This window comes from Xanthomonas sp. NCPPB 3583 (assembly GCF_041475715.2).
In the GTDB taxonomy this organism is placed as follows: Bacteria; Pseudomonadota; Gammaproteobacteria; order Xanthomonadales; family Xanthomonadaceae; genus Xanthomonas; species Xanthomonas euvesicatoria.
Genome location: NZ_CM191263.1, coordinates 4148252 through 4163813, shown reverse-complemented (window position 1 = coordinate 4163813; position 15562 = coordinate 4148252). Strand labels below are relative to the sequence as shown.

Sequence of the window (15562 nt, the reverse complement as noted above, 5' to 3'; positions counted from 1 at the left end):
CCGCACGACCGTGCCGCCACGTGTGGCACGGTCGCCGCGGCGGTGACGCCACGCACGGAGGTCGCCGTGGGGCAGGGCAATCTGTGTCCCGAACTGCAGGCGCTGCTGCAGCGCGAATTGGCCGGCGGCAACCGTATCGCCGAGCCGCCGCGGAGGACCGACTGGCCCCATCCGGGCTCGGTGTTCGTCTCGCTGAAGCGCGACTTGCGCAGCGACGTGGCGTCGCTGCCGGCGACGGTGCAGCATGCGATCTGCACCGATCCGCACTACGGGTGGCACGACGAGTGCTACTGCATCACGCACCAGCATCTGTTGGTAGCGGGTGCGACCAAGCCGCCCTGAGCCTGTGTCCGCCGCTGCCCTGTGGCCGGCGCCGCGTCGGTTACGTGCCACGCATCCGTCAAACGACAGAACCCCGCATCGCTGCGGGGTTCTGCATGAAGCTGCTTTTCGGGTCCCGGGTCCCGGGGCCCGAGAGGATCAGAACGCGAACGTCACGCCTGCCACCGGGCCCTTGAACTCCTGCTTCAGGCCGACCAGGCCGTCGCTGCCCTCGCGGTCCACGTCCAGCTTGAACCAGTCGTAGCCGGCGAAAATGCCGAAGTTCTTGGTGAAGCGGTATTCGGCAATCGCGTTGGCGCGGCTCAGGTCGCCATCGTAGTCGCCGAAGTCGCCCCAACTGGTGTTGAGGTACTGGCCCTGCACATTGAACAGCCAGTGTTCGCTGGGACGCGCGGTGAAGCGGATACCGACGACCGGCGCAACGCCGTCTTCGCTTTCGTCCAAGACGTCGCCACTGAACAGCGTGCCCAGATCGGCGTAGGCATTGGCCTCGACCTTGGCGTACTCGGCACCAATCTGCAGGCCCAGGCTGAATTCCGGAGAATCGATCACCGAGTAGTCGTACACGAAAGTGGCGACCTGGTACTTCAGCTCGCCCTTGATGAAGCTGCCGGACGGCACGGTCACGCCGCCGGCGCTCAGATCCTGGCTCAGGGTCTCGCGGCGATCCTTGTCGTACTTGAAGTAGTCGAAGATCAGGCGCTGGCGGGTGCTGATGCGGAACACGCCATCCACGCGCGGCTCCCATTCCTTGCCGCCCAACTTGAAATCTTCGTTGACCGAGACATTGTTGCCGGCCAGCAGGGTGTTGCCGCGCAGGGTGTTGTCGTTGTCGACATTCATCGCGCCAAGGCGGAGCTGGAAGCGATCATCGGTGTCTTCGGCGTGTGCGGGCGCGACATAGGCGACGGCCAGGACGCACGGGATCGCCAGTGCGAGGAGGTGTTTCATGGGGGCTCCGAATTCTTGGAATGGTCAGGCGGTTCGGCCTGTGCAGCGCATAGTCGATAAGCGCGCGTCTTTCAAAAGTGAAGGGGCCGTCCAGTGGGCGTGAAGGCGGCCGTAGCAATCGGACAAAACGGTCCGCTTTGCTAATTCTTTGGTGGAGTCACGGAACACGTGCAGCGGCGCTGCCAAGGGTCGTTCGGAGGCAACGCAAACCAGGAAATCGATTGGACCGCCGATGGGAAGGTCGCAGGGTGCGACAAAATGCGTACAAAAGCAGGAGCCCCGGTCTCCCAGGGCTCCCAGACGCGGCCTGCGGCGCTACCTTTCGACGAGGATGTGCAGGCCTCGCAAGTTCTGACCGCTGGTTTGTGGCAAAGTTCCCACCCGCGACGGGGCAGCCATGTGGTGCGTTGCAGCAAGCGATGACCTCTGCCGGTTGTCTCGCAATTTGTCCCATTGCTATACTTTCGCGGCTCGACGAGGCGCAGCTGCGCTTCCCACTCATTCACACGTAAGGTAACCGTAGTGCTGAACTCCGTTGACGCGGGTCGGCGGTTGATGCTGCGCGCTGCGGTATATCCGCTCGCCGCCGTAGCTATAACCAGTCTGGGGTTGCTGTTGGTCGGTCCCCGTTACGCTGCCGGTCTGGCATTGACCGGATTTGCGACGGTGCTGGGCGGTTGGGTTGCGGCACGTACCGCGCTAGGTGGCGGTATCCAGGCAGCGGGCATCGCCATGGTGCGGCTGATCCTGGCGATGGTGCTGAAGTGGGTGTTGGTTTTCGTGGCGCTGGCGCTGGGCTTCGGCCTGTGGCGGCTGCCTCCTCTGGCTTTGTTGGCGGGTATCGCCATCGGGCTGATTTTTCAGGTTCTGGCTCTGGCCAGGCGTTGATTCGAACTTAAAGGGCTCCGGACACATGGCGGGCGAGGCAGCAACACCTACCTCCTATATCCAGCATCACTTGCAGAACCTGATCGTTCCGGTTCGCGATGGTGGCGGCACGTTTTGGACCATCCACCTCGACACCCTGATCATGGCGGTGTTGATGGGCCTGGTCATGGTCCTGGCGTTCTGGACGGCGACCCGCAATGCCACGGCCGGCGTGCCGGGCAAGTGGCAGGCGTTCGTGGAAATCTGCCTGGAGTTCGTCGACCGCCAGGCCAAGGACACCTACCACGGCAGCAGCAAGCTGGTGACGCCGATCGCGATCACCATCTTCTTCTGGATCCTGTTGATGAACCTCATCAAGATGATCCCGGCCGATTTCATCGCCATTCCGCTGGGTTGGGCCGGCGTGCACGCCTGGAAGCCGGTGCCGACCGCCGACGTCAACGCCACCTTGGGCATGTCGATCAGCGTGTTCTTCCTGATGATCGTGTTCTCGCTGCGCTCCAAGGGCGTGGGCGGCATGACCAAGGAATTCCTGACGGCGCCGTTTGGCAAGTGGATGATGCCGTTCAACCTGCTTTTGAACATCGTCGAGTGGCTGAGCAAGCCGATTTCGTTGGCGATGCGACTGTTCGGCAACATGTTCGGCGGCGAGATCGTCTTCCTGCTGATCTGGGTGCTGGGCGGTGCAGGCATCGCCGGCATGGTTGCTGGCGGCGCATTCGGCCTGGGCTGGATGCTGTTCCACCTGCTGGTGATTCCGCTGCAGGCCTTCATTTTCATGATGCTGTCGATCGTGTACCTGAGCCTGGCTGAAGACAGTCACTGAGTTTGCGTCACCCTTCATCTGCTTTATTCCGCTTCATCCATCACCCTTAGAAACTTTCGTTCGGAGATCACCATGTACCTCGCCGTCCTGACCAACCTCGCTCAAGTCCAGAGCTCCACCGTCCTCGCCGTCGGCATCATGATCGGCCTGGCCGCGCTGGGTGCCGGCCTCGGTCTGGCCATCATGGCTGGCAAGTTCCTGGAATCGGCTGCGCGCCAGCCGGAACTGATCCCGGTGCTGCAGGTTCGTATGTTCATCACCGCCGGCCTGATCGACGCCGCGTTCATCATCAGCGTCGCCGTCGGCCTGCTGTTCGCCTTCGCCAACCCGCTGGCCCAGGTGTTCATCGAGCGTCTGTCGCAGGCTGCCGGCTGATCCAGCGGTAGCAGGATGTGGATGCGGCCCTTGGCGGTTGCATCCGCGGATGAAGGTCGGAAAGCGCCGCCCGCGCGGTGGCGCTTTCACCCCTAAACAGCGATTGAGCGACCCATGGATATCACCCTTACCATCTTTGCCCAGGCGCTGGCCTTCGCCGGTCTGATCTGGATCGTCGCGACCAAGATCTGGCCGCCGCTGCTGCAGGCGATCGAAGAGCGTCAGCAAAAGATTGCTGAAGGTCTGGCTGCGGCCGACCGCAGTCAGAAGGACCTGGCGCAGGCGCAGGAAAAGGTCAACGAAGCACTGAAGGACGCACGCACCAAGGCCAACGAGATCATCGATCAGGCCCATGCGCGCGCCAACCAGATCATCGAAGCGGCCAAGCTGGAGGCAATTGCCGAAGCCAACCGTCAGAAGGATCTGGCGCAGACCGAAATCGACGCATCCGCCACGCGTGCCCGCGAGGAGCTGCGCAAGCAGGTCTCGGTGCTGGCCGTCAGCGGTGCAGAAAAGCTGCTCAAGCGCGAAATCGATGCCAACGCCCACAAGGCGCTGCTCGACGAGCTGGCGGCGGAGATTTAAGCGATGAGTCAGGCCCTCACCCTTGCCCGTCCCTACGGCCGTGCCGCGTTTGCGATCGCGCGTGAGGGCGGCAACTTCGCGCCCTGGTCCGATGCGCTGGCGTTTTCGGCGCAGGTGGCCGGCGACCCGCGCGTGGCCGCATTGCTGCTCAACCCGGCCCTTGGCCAGGAACAGGCAGTGACGCTGCTGGCCCCGCCGCAGGCGGGCGAGGACTATCTGCGTTTCCTCGGCGTGCTTGCCGATGCGCAGCGGCTGTCGCTGCTGCCGGAAGTGGCAGGCTTGTACGAACAACTGCGTGCCGAGGCCGAACATGTCGTCAAGGCGACGGTGACCTCGGCCGCTGCAATGAGCCAGACCGAACTCGACACGATCGCTGCTGCGCTGAAGAAGCGCTTCGGCCGCGACGTGGACATCACCACCGCAGTCGATGCGTCGCTGATCGGCGGCGCGGTGATCGACACCGGCGACGTGGTCATCGACGGCTCGCTGAAGGGCAAGCTTGCGCGTCTGCAAAGCTCGCTCGCCCACTGAATTCACATAAACGCACGGCCCTCGCGGCCGGCACCTAGGACTGAACGATGGCAACCACGCTCAACCCCTCCGAAATCAGCGACCTGATCAAGACCCGCATCGAAGCGGTCAAGCTGTCCGCAGAGTCGCGCAACGAAGGCTCCGTGACCAGCGTGTCCGACGGCATCGTGCGCATCTTCGGCCTGGCCGACGTGATGCAGGGCGAAATGATCGAACTGCCGAACAACACCTTCGCGCTGGCACTGAACCTGGAGCGCGATTCTGTCGGCGCCGTGGTGCTGGGCGACTACGAAAGCCTGCGCGAAGGCGACGTGGCCAAGACCACCGGCCGCATCCTGGAAGTGCCGGTGGGTCCGGAACTGCTGGGTCGCGTGGTCAACGCACTGGGCGAGCCGATCGACGGCAAGGGCCCGCTGGGCGCCACCCAGACCGCACCGGTGGAGCGCGTTGCGCCCGGCGTGATCTGGCGCAAGTCGGTCGACCAGCCGGTGCAGACCGGTTACAAGTCGGTCGATGCGATGATTCCGATCGGCCGTGGCCAGCGCGAGCTGGTCATCGGTGACCGTCAGACCGGCAAGACCGCGCTGGCGATCGACGCGGTGATCAACCAGAAGGGCACCGGCATCAAGTGCGTGTACGTGGCGATCGGCCAGAAGGCCTCGACCGTTGCCAACATCGTGCGCAAGCTGGAAGAAAACGGCGCGCTGGCGCACACCGTGGTGGTGGCTGCTACCGCGTCCGAATCGGCCGCGATGCAATACATCAGCCCCTACGCCGGTTGCACCATGGGCGAGTACTTCATGGACCGCGGCGAAGACGCGCTGATCGTGTACGACGATCTGTCCAAGCAGGCCGTGGCCTACCGCCAGATCTCGCTGCTGCTCAAGCGCCCGCCGGGTCGCGAAGCCTATCCGGGCGACGTGTTCTATCTGCACTCCCGCCTGCTCGAGCGCGCCGCGCGCGTGTCCGAGGAATACGTGGAGAAGTTCACCAACGGTGCGGTGACCGGCAAGACCGGCTCGCTGACTGCGCTGCCGATCATCGAAACCCAGGCCGGCGACGTGTCCGCGTTCGTGCCGACCAACGTGATCTCGATCACCGACGGCCAGATCTTCCTGGAAACCGACCTGTTCAATGCCGGTATCCGTCCGGCCGTCAACGCCGGTATCTCGGTGTCGCGCGTCGGTGGCGCCGCCCAGACCAAGATCATCAAGAAGCTGTCCGGCGGCATCCGTATCTCGCTGGCGCAGTACCGCGAGCTGGCGGCGTTCGCGCAGTTCGCCTCGGACCTGGACGAAGCCACCCGCAAGCAGCTCGAGCGCGGTCAGCGCGTCACCGAGCTGATGAAGCAGAAGCAGTACGCGCCGATGTCCATCGCCAACCAGGCGCTGTCGATCTACGCCGTCAACGAGGGCTACCTGGACGACGTGCCGGTCAACAAGCTGCTGGCGTTCGAGGAAGGCCTGCACGCGCACTTCGCCAACACCCAGGGCGAGCTGGTCTCCAAGATCAACAGCACCGGCGGTTGGGACAACGACATCGAAGCCAGCTTCAAGAAAGGCATCGAAGAGTTCAAGACCACGGGCAGCTGGTAAGCCAGTCGCCGGGATTTGGGATTGGGCATTCGGGATTCGTAGGAGCGATGGTTCGGGGCGTTGGCCGATTTCGAATCGTTGTTCCCATATCCCAGAAGTTAGGCATCCGGGGTTCGCGGAAGCGGTGAGGTAGGGAGGCTGTTGCCAATCCCCAATCCCGATTCCCGAATCTCACTAAGCGAGCGAAGCGAGCGAGTATGGCAGGCGGACGCGAAATCAAAACCAAGATCAAGAGCGTGCAGAACACCCGCAAGGTGACGCGCGCGCTCGAAATGGTCTCGGCCTCCAAGATCCGCAAGGCGCAGGAGCGCATGAAGACCTCGCGTCCGTATGCGCAGGCGATGAAGCAGGTGATCGGGCATCTGGCGCAGGCCAGCACCGATTTCCAGCATCCGTTCCTGGTCGAGCGCGAACAGGTCAAGCGGGTCGGCTATATCGTGATCTCGTCCGACCGCGGCCTGGCCGGCGGTCTGAACAACAACCTGTTCCGCAAGATGCTGGGCGAAGTACGCCCGTGGCAGGACACCGGTGCCGAGATCGACGTGGTGACCATCGGCCAGAAGGCCTCGGCGTTCTTCCGTCGCATCAAGGTCAACATGGTCGGCAGCGTGACCCACCTGGGCGACAGCCCGCAGGTGGAGCAGCTGATCGGCGTGATCAAGGTGATGATCGATGCCTTCATCGAAGGCAAGGTGGACCGCGTCTACCTGGTCTACAACCGCTTCGTGAACACCATGACGCAGAAGGCCAGCTTCGATCAGCTGCTGCCGCTGCCGGCCGCCGAACACAAGGTGGCGCACCACGATTGGGACTACCTGTACGAACCCGATGCCGCCACCGTGCTGGAGCACGTGATGACGCGCTACATCGAGTCGCTGGTGTACCAGGCCGTGCTGGAAAACGTTGCGTCCGAACATGCCGCGCGCATGGTGGCGATGAAGGCCGCCAGCGACAACGCCAACAAGATGATCGGCACCTTGCAACTGGTCTACAACAAGGCACGTCAGGCGGCGATTACCCAGGAAATTTCGGAAATCGTCAGCGGCGCAGCGGCTGTATAAGTACGCCGGGATTGGGGATTCGGGATTGGTTGGAGCGCAGCGAAGTGCGCCCTTGCGAATCCCCAATCACGAATCCCAAATCACAAATTCCACGAGATGGCATCGGCCACTCGGACAGAACAAAGCTAACCGGAGCAGCAAAATGAGTCAGGGCAAGATCGTTCAGATCATCGGCGCGGTCGTCGACGTCGAATTCCCGCGCAATGAAGTGCCGAAGGTGTATCACGCGCTGAAGGTCGACGGCACCGAAATCACCCTGGAAGTGCAGCAGCAGCTCGGCGACGGCGTGGTGCGCACGATTGCGCTCGGCTCCACCGACGGCCTGAAGCGCAACCTGGTCGCCACCAACACCGAACGCGCCATCTCGGTGCCGGTCGGTGCCGGTACGCTGGGTCGCATCATGGACGTGCTGGGTCGCCCGATCGACGAAGCCGGCGACGTGCAGGCCTCGGACCACTGGGAAATCCATCGCGGCGCACCGTCGTATGAAGACCAGTCCTCCAGCACCGAATTGCTGGAAACCGGCATCAAGGTGATCGACCTGATGTGCCCGTTCGCCAAGGGCGGCAAGGTCGGCCTGTTCGGCGGCGCCGGCGTCGGCAAGACCGTCAACATGATGGAACTGATCAACAACATCGCCAAGGCGCACTCGGGTTTGTCCGTGTTCGCCGGCGTGGGCGAGCGTACCCGCGAGGGCAACGACTTCTACCACGAGATGAAGGACTCCAACGTCCTGGACAAGGTGGCGATGGTGTACGGCCAGATGAACGAGCCGCCGGGCAACCGTCTGCGCGTGGCGTTGACCGGCCTGACCATGGCCGAGTACTTCCGCGACGAGAAGGATGCCAGCGGCAAGGGCAAGGACGTGCTGCTGTTCGTGGACAACATCTACCGCTACACGCTGGCCGGTACCGAAGTGTCGGCGCTGCTCGGCCGCATGCCGTCGGCGGTGGGCTACCAGCCGACCCTGGCCGAGGAAATGGGCGTGCTGCAGGAGCGCATCACCTCGACCAAGAGCGGTTCGATCACCTCGATCCAGGCCGTGTACGTGCCTGCGGACGACCTGACCGACCCGTCGCCGGCGACCACCTTCGCCCACCTGGATTCCACCGTCACGCTGAGCCGTAACATCGCCTCGCTGGGTATCTACCCGGCGGTGGATCCGCTGGACTCGACCAGCCGCCAGATGGATCCGCTGGTGATCGGCCACGAGCATTACGACACCGCCCAGCGCGTCCAGCAGACCTTGCAGAAGTACAAGGAACTGAAGGACATCATCGCCATCCTGGGCATGGACGAGCTGAGCGAAGAAGACAAGCAGTCGGTGTCGCGCGCGCGCAAGATCGAGCGCTTCTTCAGCCAGCCCTTCCACGTGGCCGAAGTGTTCACCGGTTCGCCGGGCAAGTACGTGTCGCTGAAGGACACCATCCGCGGCTTCAAGGCGATCTGCGACGGCGAATACGACCACCTGCCGGAGCAGGCGTTCTACATGGTCGGCAGCATCGAAGAAGCGGTCGAGAAAGCTAACAAGATGAGCGCCAAGGCGTAAGAGCCGGGATTTGGCATTCGGGATTCGGGATTTGGTACGGCGGTAATTGGGGAGCGGAAACGAGGTGAGTGACCACAGTGAAAGCTGCGGTTGCCAATCCCGAATCCCGCATCCCCAATCCCCGCCTCACAGAGTGAGGCAGCATGAGCACTATCCGTTGCGACATCGTCAGCGCCGAGAAGGAAATCTTCCACGGTGAGGCGACGCTGGTCGTGGCTACCGGCGAGTTGGGCGAGCTGGGCATTGCGCCCAAGCACGCGCCGCTGATCACACGCCTGAAGCCGGGCAAGGTGGTGGTGACCACCGCCAATGGCGAACAGCTGGATTTCGCCATTTCCGGCGGCATCCTGGAAGTGCAGCCGCAGGTGGTGACCATCCTGGTCGACACCGCGGTGCGTGCGCAGGACATCGACGAGGCGGCCGTGCGCAAGGTCAAGGAAGAGGCCGAGCGGCTGCTGGCCAACCGTGGCAACACGGTGGACGTGGCCGAGGCACAGCGTCAGCTGGCCGAAGCGACAGTACAGCTGCAGGCGCTGGAGCGCTTGCGTCGCAACCTCAAGCACTAAGCGGTGGGCTGCCCACCTCCAGGGTGGGCGTGCACGTCCGACTGCTGCAAGTTCGTCTGCAGATATGAAGTTCGAAACGCCGACCATCGTGTCGGCGTTTTCGTTTTTGGAGCGCCGCGTGCGGGTGCGTGAATCCGCGGTGGCGCGCGGCAGGCACACTGCGTGCCTTGGCGCACCGCTGCACCGCAGCGCTGCATGGCAAGCTTATCCCGGCACGTTGAGGAAGATGGCATGACCCGTTCGATCGATGGCATTCGCGCTTACATGGTGAGCGGCCTGTTGGCCGCCGGACTGCTGGGGTGCGCATGGCCGGCGCGCAGCCAGCCGCCGTTGGATCTGCTGATGGATCGCATCGTGCAGCGCAATGCCATTGGCGATGCGGTAGCGCTAAGCAAGTGGGACAGCGGCAAGCCGGTGCTGGATCAGGCGCGCGAGGCGGCGGTGCTGCAGAGCGTGCGCGATCAGGCGCCGGCGCATGGGCTGGATGCCGACGACGCGGCGCGGTTCTTCGGCGCGCAAATCGAGGCCAACAAGTCGGTGCAGTACGCGCTGCTCAACCATTGGCACGAGCGCGGACATGCGCCGAACACCGCACGTCCGGATCTCAGCGCGCTGCGCGCTCGCCTGGATCAACTGCAGAGCGAACTGCTCGATGCGCTGGCCGATGTGGCCTCGACGCGCAGCGCGCCCGACTGCCCGGCCAGCACCGCGCGTGCCGCTGCGCATTACGCAGAGCAGTGGCAGCTGGATGCGCTGCATCGTGCGGCACTGGTGCGCGGCCTGGGCGATTTTTGCCACTGATCCATAGCGGCAACGTGTCTGCGAGACCAACGCGCTGTCATGCGGTTGGAGCGGCCGACAACACGTGTGCGCGTTCGCTTGGTGGCGATTGCAGCGGTTTTGTCGGCCGCATCCTGGTGGATGCAGTCAGGCGTTCAGATCGAACGCTGAGCGTGTCCAAGGCGCGGTGCACTCGGCGCTCGCCAGGCGCGCCCTCTACCCGTCCTGGAGAGGCGATGACGGCATCCATGCCGTCAACTGTCATGCAATCGGCGAGGACGCTGCACGAGAAAGGTCGCTGGCAGCCTGGCTGAATGCCACGCACACCGGCCGACGCGACTGGTTTTTGTTCCCCGACCGGGTGTGGACCCGATGCAGCATGGATGCCGCATAAGAGCGACAAGGACATCCGCGCGATCGATCAGCACTGGAACAGATGCCGCGCCTGTGCTGCGCGATGTCTGCGCGCAAGCGGTGTCCCCTTTTGCGTCGTATCGCCACACGATCGAGCAATCGCTCGGCGCCTGCGCATGCCTCGATCAGCGATACACCACATGCCGGCCCAGGAAGAACGACACGACCGCCAGCCCGCCTTCGACCAGCGGTTTTGCCAGCCATGCCTGACGCAGGCCGAGTAGGTCTACCGTGGTCGAGAGCAGCCAGGTGCTGATCAGCGTGAGCGTCAGCCACATCACCGCAAAGCGGCCGAAGCGTCGCCAACCCAGCCGCGCATCGCCTTGCTGGGCGAAGGTGTAGCGGCCGTTGAGCCAAAAGCCGAGCATGGCGCCGCCGATGCGTCCGAGCAGATTGGCGGGCACCGCAGGCATGCCTGCGGCGGTGGCGGCGATGAAGATGCCGCAATCGACGACCAGCTGCAGGGCGCCAATGATCATGAACTGGCTGCCTTGGCGGAACAGACTCATGCGTGCGGGGCAAAGGAAAGGGGCGCCCATCCTAGCGGCAGCGAGGCGCAAACGTTGTTAGTGCGGGCGAACGCTGCATCCGGGCAACGACGTGAGGGGGCGCAGCGACTAGAATTTGGACATCCCTATGCCTGGAATGTCTTGATGACCCTGCCCCTGCACGTTGTGATCCTGGCCGCAGGCGAAGGCAAGCGCATGCGCTCGTCCCTGCCCAAGGTGCTGCAGCCGCTGGCGGGCCAGCCGATGCTGGCGCATGTGATCGCCACTGCGCGGCAGCTGCAGCCGGCGGCGATCCATATCGTGTACGGGCATGGTGGCGACCAGGTGCAGGCAGCCTTCGCCGATCAAGGCGATCTGCAGTGGGCCGAACAGCGCGAGCAGTTGGGCACCGGACATGCCGTACAGCAGGCGATGCCTGCGATACCCGATGCGGCAACGGTGCTGGTGTTGTATGGCGATGTGCCGCTGATCCGCAGCGAAAGCCTGTTGCAGTTGCTGCATGCACCGGGCCGCATGGCGGTGCTGGTTGCTGAACTGGCCAATCCCACCGGCTATGGGCGCATCCTGCGCGATGCGGAGGGCAAGGTGGCCGCGATCGTCGAGCAGAAGGACGCCAATGACGAGCAGCGCCGCATTCGTACCATCAATACCGGCATCCTCACCGCTGAATCCACTGCGCTGCGCCGTTGGCTGGCTGATTTGTCCAACGACAATGCGCAGGGCGAGTTCTATCTCACCGACGTGTTCGCCAGCGCCGCAGCCGATTTCACGCCGGCCGACATGGTGCACGTGGCCGACCCGCAGGACGTGGAGGGTGCCAACGACCCGTGGCAACTCGCCCAGCTCGAACGTGCCTGGCAACTGCGCGCCGCGCGCACGCTTTGCCTGCAGGGCGTGCGCATGGCCGACCCGGCGCGTGTGGAGCAGCGCGGCAGCGTGCGGGTGGGGCGCGATGTGCAGCTGGATATCGATGTGATCCTGGAAGGCAATGTGACGCTGGGCGATGATGTGGTGATCGGCCCGTTCGTGCGCTTGCGCGACGTCACGCTCGGTGCCGGCACGCACGTGCGTGCGCACAGCGATCTGGAAGGCGTGGTCACCGAAGGCGCGGTGCAGATCGGCCCGTTCGCGCGTTTGCGCCCCGGCACCGTGTTGGCAGATGGCGTGCATATCGGCAATTTCGTGGAGACCAAAAAGGTCACCATGGGCGTCGGCAGCAAGGCCAACCATCTGACCTATCTGGGCGATGCGGTGATCGGCAGCAAGGTCAACATCGGCGCCGGCACCATCACCTGCAACTACGACGGGGTGAACAAGTCGCAGACCACCATCGGCGATGGTGCGTTTGTCGGCTCCAACAGCGCGTTGGTGGCACCGATCGAGATTGGCGCCAATTCCACCATCGGTGCCGGTTCGGTGATCACGAGCGATGCGCCGGCGGGCCAGCTCAGTGTGACGCGTGCGCGGCAGACCGTGATCGAAGGCTGGAAGCGGCCGACCAAGAAATAGGCTGCGGTGCACGCTGGATCGCAGGGAACAGCGCCGCATCGGCGCTGATTGCGCTTGGTGGCCCGATGCATCGGAAGCGCGCAACAGCTCCGCCGTTCTCGGCGCGACGCGTCAAGGCTGCTTGCGGGCCCAGGCGGCCCGGCCGCTGGCGGAGCGCTCAACGTGCAGGAGCGCCCCCGGGCGCGACCGGCCGTCCATCGCGCCCAGGGGTGCTGCCATGACATGCGCGGGGCGCGTGCGCTGACGGAAGGCGTGATGCAACGCATGGATTGCATCGCAAGTCCTGCAAGCCTTGCTGCGTTCAAGCCGCCAATGGCAACAGCAAGGTCACGCACAGTCCGCCGTGTTCGCGGTTGTGCAGCGAGATGCGGCCGCCGTGCGCTTCGGCGATTTCGCGGGTGAGGGCAAGCCCAAGACCTGTGCCATTGCGCTTGGTCGAATAGAACGGCATCAGTGCGTTGTGCAGCACCGCTTCGTTCATGCCGTTGCCGCGGTCGAGCACTTCGATGCGTAGCCACTGCGGCACGCGCGTGACGCGCAGGGCGACATCGCTATTGGGCGGCTGTGCTTCGCTGCAGGCCTCGTGGGCATTTTTCAGCAGATTGAGCAGCGCCTGCTCGATCTGCGCTGCATCGATCCGGCTGGAGACATCGGTCAGCGTGCCCTGTATCTGGAACGGAATCTGCTGCTGCAAGCGCTGCAAAAACGGCGCCCATTCGATGGTCTGCAGCTGCGGTTGCGGCAATTTGGCAAAGCGCGCATAGCCGCGGATAAAGCCTTCCAGGTGACGCGCGCGTTCTTCGATGGTCTCGAACACCGTCCCCAGGCGATCGGTGCGTTCGCGGCGCAGCAGCTCGGCGCCCGAATGCGCCAGCGAGGCGATCGGTGCCAGCGAATTGTTCAATTCGTGGCTGATCACACGGATGACTTTTTTCCAGGTCTGCACTTCCTGGCGGCGTAACTCGGTGGTCAAGGTGCGGATCAACAACAGCTCGTGCCCGCGCCCGTTGATGTGAAAGCTACGCCGCGACAGGTGATAGATCTGCTCGTCTTCTTCGTCGTCGCCATCTTCGCGTACCGCGAACAGGCAATCCCCGCCACGTGCCAGCGCATCGCGCAATTCGGCCGGCATGCGGCCGAGCACATCGTCCAGATGCTGGCCTTCCAGCTTGCGTCCTTCATACAGCAGCTTGCGTGCGGCATTGTTGGAAAACCCGATCCGCCGCAGGCCATCGCCGCCGGCGACCACCAGCAGCATGGCCACCGGTGTGTTCTGCAGCATGGTGTCGAGCATCAGCTCGCGCTGTACCAGATGGCTACGCTGCGCACGCAGCACATCGCCAAGCTCGGCATGCGCCTGCACCAGTTGCGCCAGTTCGTCGTTGCCGCGCCAATACACACCGAAGTTGTATTCGCCATCGCGGTAGCTGCTGGTGGTGCCGGCCAGCGCACGAAACAGCGAGCGCATCGGTGCGGTGGCGCGGTTGAGGCTGAACCACATCGCTGCCAGCAGGACGAGGACCGAAATCGCCGCCACCTGCCAGCCGTGGTCCAGCCAGTACGCCATGAACCATGGCAATGCAGCCGCCAGCGCAAGCACTGGCAGCAAGCGTAAAAACAGCGAAAACGTGAAAGAGCGGTTCCGCATGCGAAGGTTCATTCCGAGCTGATGCCGTAGCGGTCCATGCGCCGATACAGCGCCTGGCGGCTCAACCCCAGCTCGGCGGCCGCTTGTGCGATCACGCCTTGCGCGCGTGCCAGCGCCTGTTCGATACGCGCGCGATCCGGCTCGCCTGCAGCCGGCGTCGCCGGCCGTGGCGCGGTTGCACGCGGCAGATTCAGATCGCCCGCTTCGATGCGCGCGCCCTGCGCGAGCAAGGCGGCGCGTTGCAGCACATTGCGTAACTCGCGCACGTTGCCGGGCCAGGCATGCCGTTGCAAGGCATCGCGCGCGTGCGCGGATAGCGGCTTTTCACCGGCAAGGAAGTGCTCGGCCAGCGGGCCGATATCGCCGGGGCGTTCGGCCAGTGCGGGCAGTGCGATTTCCACCGTGTTGAGCCGGTAATACAGATCCTCGCGAAAACTGCCGTCGCGGATCATCGCCGGCAGATCTGAATTGGTGGCGCTGATCACGCGCACCTTGGCGTGGCGCTCGCGGTTGGAACCCAGCCGCTCGTAACGGCCGGTTTCCAGCACGCGCAGCAACTTCATTTGACCCGCCAGCGGCAGGTTGCCGATCTCGTCGAGAAACAGCGTGCCGCCATCGGCCGCTTCGAACTTGCCTTCGCGCGCCTTGTTGGCGCCGGTGTAGGCGCCGGCTTCGGCCCCGAATAATTCGGCTTCGATCAATTCACCTGGCAAGGCGCCGCAGTTGAGTGCAATGAACGGGCCATGTTTGGTGGCCGAATTGGCCTGGATGATCTCGGCAATCTTTTCCTTGCCGCTGCCATTGGGGCCGGTGATCAGCACCGGCAAGTCCGAGCGTGCGACCTGGCAGGCCAGGGCGATTGCGCGCTCGCTGGCCGGATCGGCGAACACCGCGCCGCGCAGGTCGTAGCGCTGGGTCAGCTGCTCGCGGCCGCGGCGTTCGCGTTCGCGACGACGTTCCAGTTCGCGGCGTGCTTCGGACAGTTCCAGCAGGTTGTTGACCGTGGTCAGCAGCTTGGTGTCGTCCCAGGGCTTGGCGATGTAATCGGCCGCACCGGCCTTGACCAGGCCCACCGCGCTGCCCAGGTGCGTCCAGGCGGTGAGCAGGATCACCGGCAGGTCCGGATGACGCTGACGCAGTTGGGTAAACAGCGCCTCGCCTTCTTCGCCGGAGGTGGTGTCGGCGGTGAAGTTCATGTCCTGGATCACCAGATCGAACGCCTGCTCGTCCAGCAGCGCCAGCCCGGCCTGCGGCGAATGCGCGTGCCGCGCCTCGATGTCGTGCAACGAAAACAGCACTTCCAATGCAGTGGCCACGGCCGTGTTGTCGTCGATGATCAGGATGTGCGGCATCGCATTGCTCAAGAAGGCGCGGGATGGGATCGGCACAGAATACTGGCAACACGCAGCGACAACGCGCTGCTCGGCGGGGGC

General features: G+C 64.1%; 17 protein-coding genes. 13 read left to right on the top strand and 4 right to left on the bottom strand.

Annotated features, from left to right (window positions below):
• The first annotated feature begins 42 nt into the window (after positions 1 to 42).
• A complete protein-coding gene (locus ACCQ07_RS17805; protein ID WP_127166901.1) occupies positions 43 to 342 on the top strand; it encodes a hypothetical protein in 300 nt (99 codons plus the stop codon).
• Positions 343 to 480: 138 nt separating this feature from the next.
• Here ACCQ07_RS17805 and ACCQ07_RS17800 read toward each other — a convergent pair whose 3' ends face one another.
• Complete coding sequence (locus ACCQ07_RS17800; RefSeq protein WP_008571043.1) at positions 481 to 1293, bottom strand: hypothetical protein; 813 nt, start codon at positions 1291 to 1293, stop codon at positions 481 to 483.
• 522 nt (positions 1294 to 1815) lie between these two features.
• Between ACCQ07_RS17800 and ACCQ07_RS17795 the strand changes: the two genes are divergently transcribed.
• From ACCQ07_RS17795 to ACCQ07_RS17745, 11 genes are all read left to right on the top strand, one after another.
• Complete coding sequence (locus tag ACCQ07_RS17795; protein ID WP_005920882.1) at positions 1816 to 2181, top strand: hypothetical protein; 366 nt, start codon at positions 1816 to 1818, stop codon at positions 2179 to 2181.
• A 25-nt stretch (positions 2182 to 2206) separates the two neighbouring features.
• Positions 2207 to 3007, top strand: coding sequence for a F0F1 ATP synthase subunit A (gene atpB, locus ACCQ07_RS17790; protein ID WP_005914709.1), 801 nt, complete (start codon positions 2207 to 2209; stop codon positions 3005 to 3007).
• A gap of 72 nt (positions 3008 to 3079) precedes the next feature.
• On the top strand, positions 3080 to 3382 hold the full coding sequence (atpE, locus tag ACCQ07_RS17785; RefSeq protein WP_002814105.1) for a F0F1 ATP synthase subunit C: 303 nt from the start codon (positions 3080 to 3082) through the stop codon (positions 3380 to 3382).
• A 114-nt stretch (positions 3383 to 3496) separates the two neighbouring features.
• The gene (locus ACCQ07_RS17780; RefSeq protein WP_003483999.1) at positions 3497 to 3967 is read left to right on the top strand and encodes a F0F1 ATP synthase subunit B; all 471 of its coding nucleotides are present in this window, start codon (positions 3497 to 3499) and stop codon (positions 3965 to 3967) included.
• A gap of 3 nt (positions 3968 to 3970) precedes the next feature.
• Complete coding sequence (locus ACCQ07_RS17775) at positions 3971 to 4498, top strand: F0F1 ATP synthase subunit delta (protein ID WP_008571041.1); 528 nt, start codon at positions 3971 to 3973, stop codon at positions 4496 to 4498.
• A 47-nt stretch (positions 4499 to 4545) separates the two neighbouring features.
• The gene (gene atpA, locus ACCQ07_RS17770; RefSeq protein ID WP_003484004.1) at positions 4546 to 6093 is read left to right on the top strand and encodes a F0F1 ATP synthase subunit alpha; all 1548 of its coding nucleotides are present in this window, start codon (positions 4546 to 4548) and stop codon (positions 6091 to 6093) included.
• 197 nt (positions 6094 to 6290) lie between these two features.
• Positions 6291 to 7154, top strand: a complete 864-nt coding sequence (atpG, locus tag ACCQ07_RS17765; protein WP_008571039.1) for a F0F1 ATP synthase subunit gamma — start codon at positions 6291 to 6293, stop codon at positions 7152 to 7154.
• A 142-nt stretch (positions 7155 to 7296) separates the two neighbouring features.
• Positions 7297 to 8703 carry a F0F1 ATP synthase subunit beta gene (atpD, locus tag ACCQ07_RS17760; protein ID WP_003484008.1) on the top strand — a complete coding sequence of 469 codons (1407 nt, stop codon included), beginning with the start codon at positions 7297 to 7299 and terminating at the stop codon, positions 8701 to 8703.
• 143 nt (positions 8704 to 8846) lie between these two features.
• On the top strand, positions 8847 to 9269 hold the full coding sequence (locus tag ACCQ07_RS17755; RefSeq protein WP_003484011.1) for a F0F1 ATP synthase subunit epsilon: 423 nt from the start codon (positions 8847 to 8849) through the stop codon (positions 9267 to 9269).
• Positions 9270 to 9333: 64 nt separating this feature from the next.
• Positions 9334 to 9504: a hypothetical protein gene (locus ACCQ07_RS17750; RefSeq protein WP_154671624.1), complete on the top strand. Its 171-nt coding sequence runs from the start codon at positions 9334 to 9336 to the stop codon at positions 9502 to 9504.
• Positions 9501 to 10070, top strand: a complete 570-nt coding sequence (locus tag ACCQ07_RS17745) for a chorismate mutase (protein ID WP_031424971.1) — start codon at positions 9501 to 9503, stop codon at positions 10068 to 10070. The genes ACCQ07_RS17750 and ACCQ07_RS17745 overlap by 4 nt, the downstream gene beginning before the upstream one ends.
• Before the next feature lie 518 nt (positions 10071 to 10588).
• On the opposite strand, the gene ACCQ07_RS17740 is transcribed toward ACCQ07_RS17745, so the two are convergent.
• Positions 10589 to 10972, bottom strand: a complete 384-nt coding sequence (locus ACCQ07_RS17740; protein WP_008571035.1) for a GtrA family protein — start codon at positions 10970 to 10972, stop codon at positions 10589 to 10591.
• A 144-nt stretch (positions 10973 to 11116) separates the two neighbouring features.
• Here ACCQ07_RS17740 and glmU point away from each other — a divergent pair, with 144 nt between their 5' ends.
• Positions 11117 to 12481 carry a bifunctional UDP-N-acetylglucosamine diphosphorylase/glucosamine-1-phosphate N-acetyltransferase GlmU gene (gene glmU / locus ACCQ07_RS17735; protein WP_218555504.1) on the top strand — a complete coding sequence of 455 codons (1365 nt, stop codon included), beginning with the start codon at positions 11117 to 11119 and terminating at the stop codon, positions 12479 to 12481.
• Between the two features lie 301 nt (positions 12482 to 12782).
• Here the strand turns inward: glmU and ACCQ07_RS17730 are convergent, their stop codons facing one another.
• On the bottom strand, positions 12783 to 14129 hold the full coding sequence (locus ACCQ07_RS17730) for a sensor histidine kinase (RefSeq protein WP_218196589.1): 1347 nt from the start codon (positions 14127 to 14129) through the stop codon (positions 12783 to 12785).
• A gap of 8 nt (positions 14130 to 14137) precedes the next feature.
• Positions 14138 to 15481, bottom strand: a complete 1344-nt coding sequence (locus tag ACCQ07_RS17725) for a sigma-54-dependent transcriptional regulator (RefSeq protein ID WP_218552571.1) — start codon at positions 15479 to 15481, stop codon at positions 14138 to 14140.
• Between the last annotated feature and the right edge of the window lie 81 nt (positions 15482 to 15562).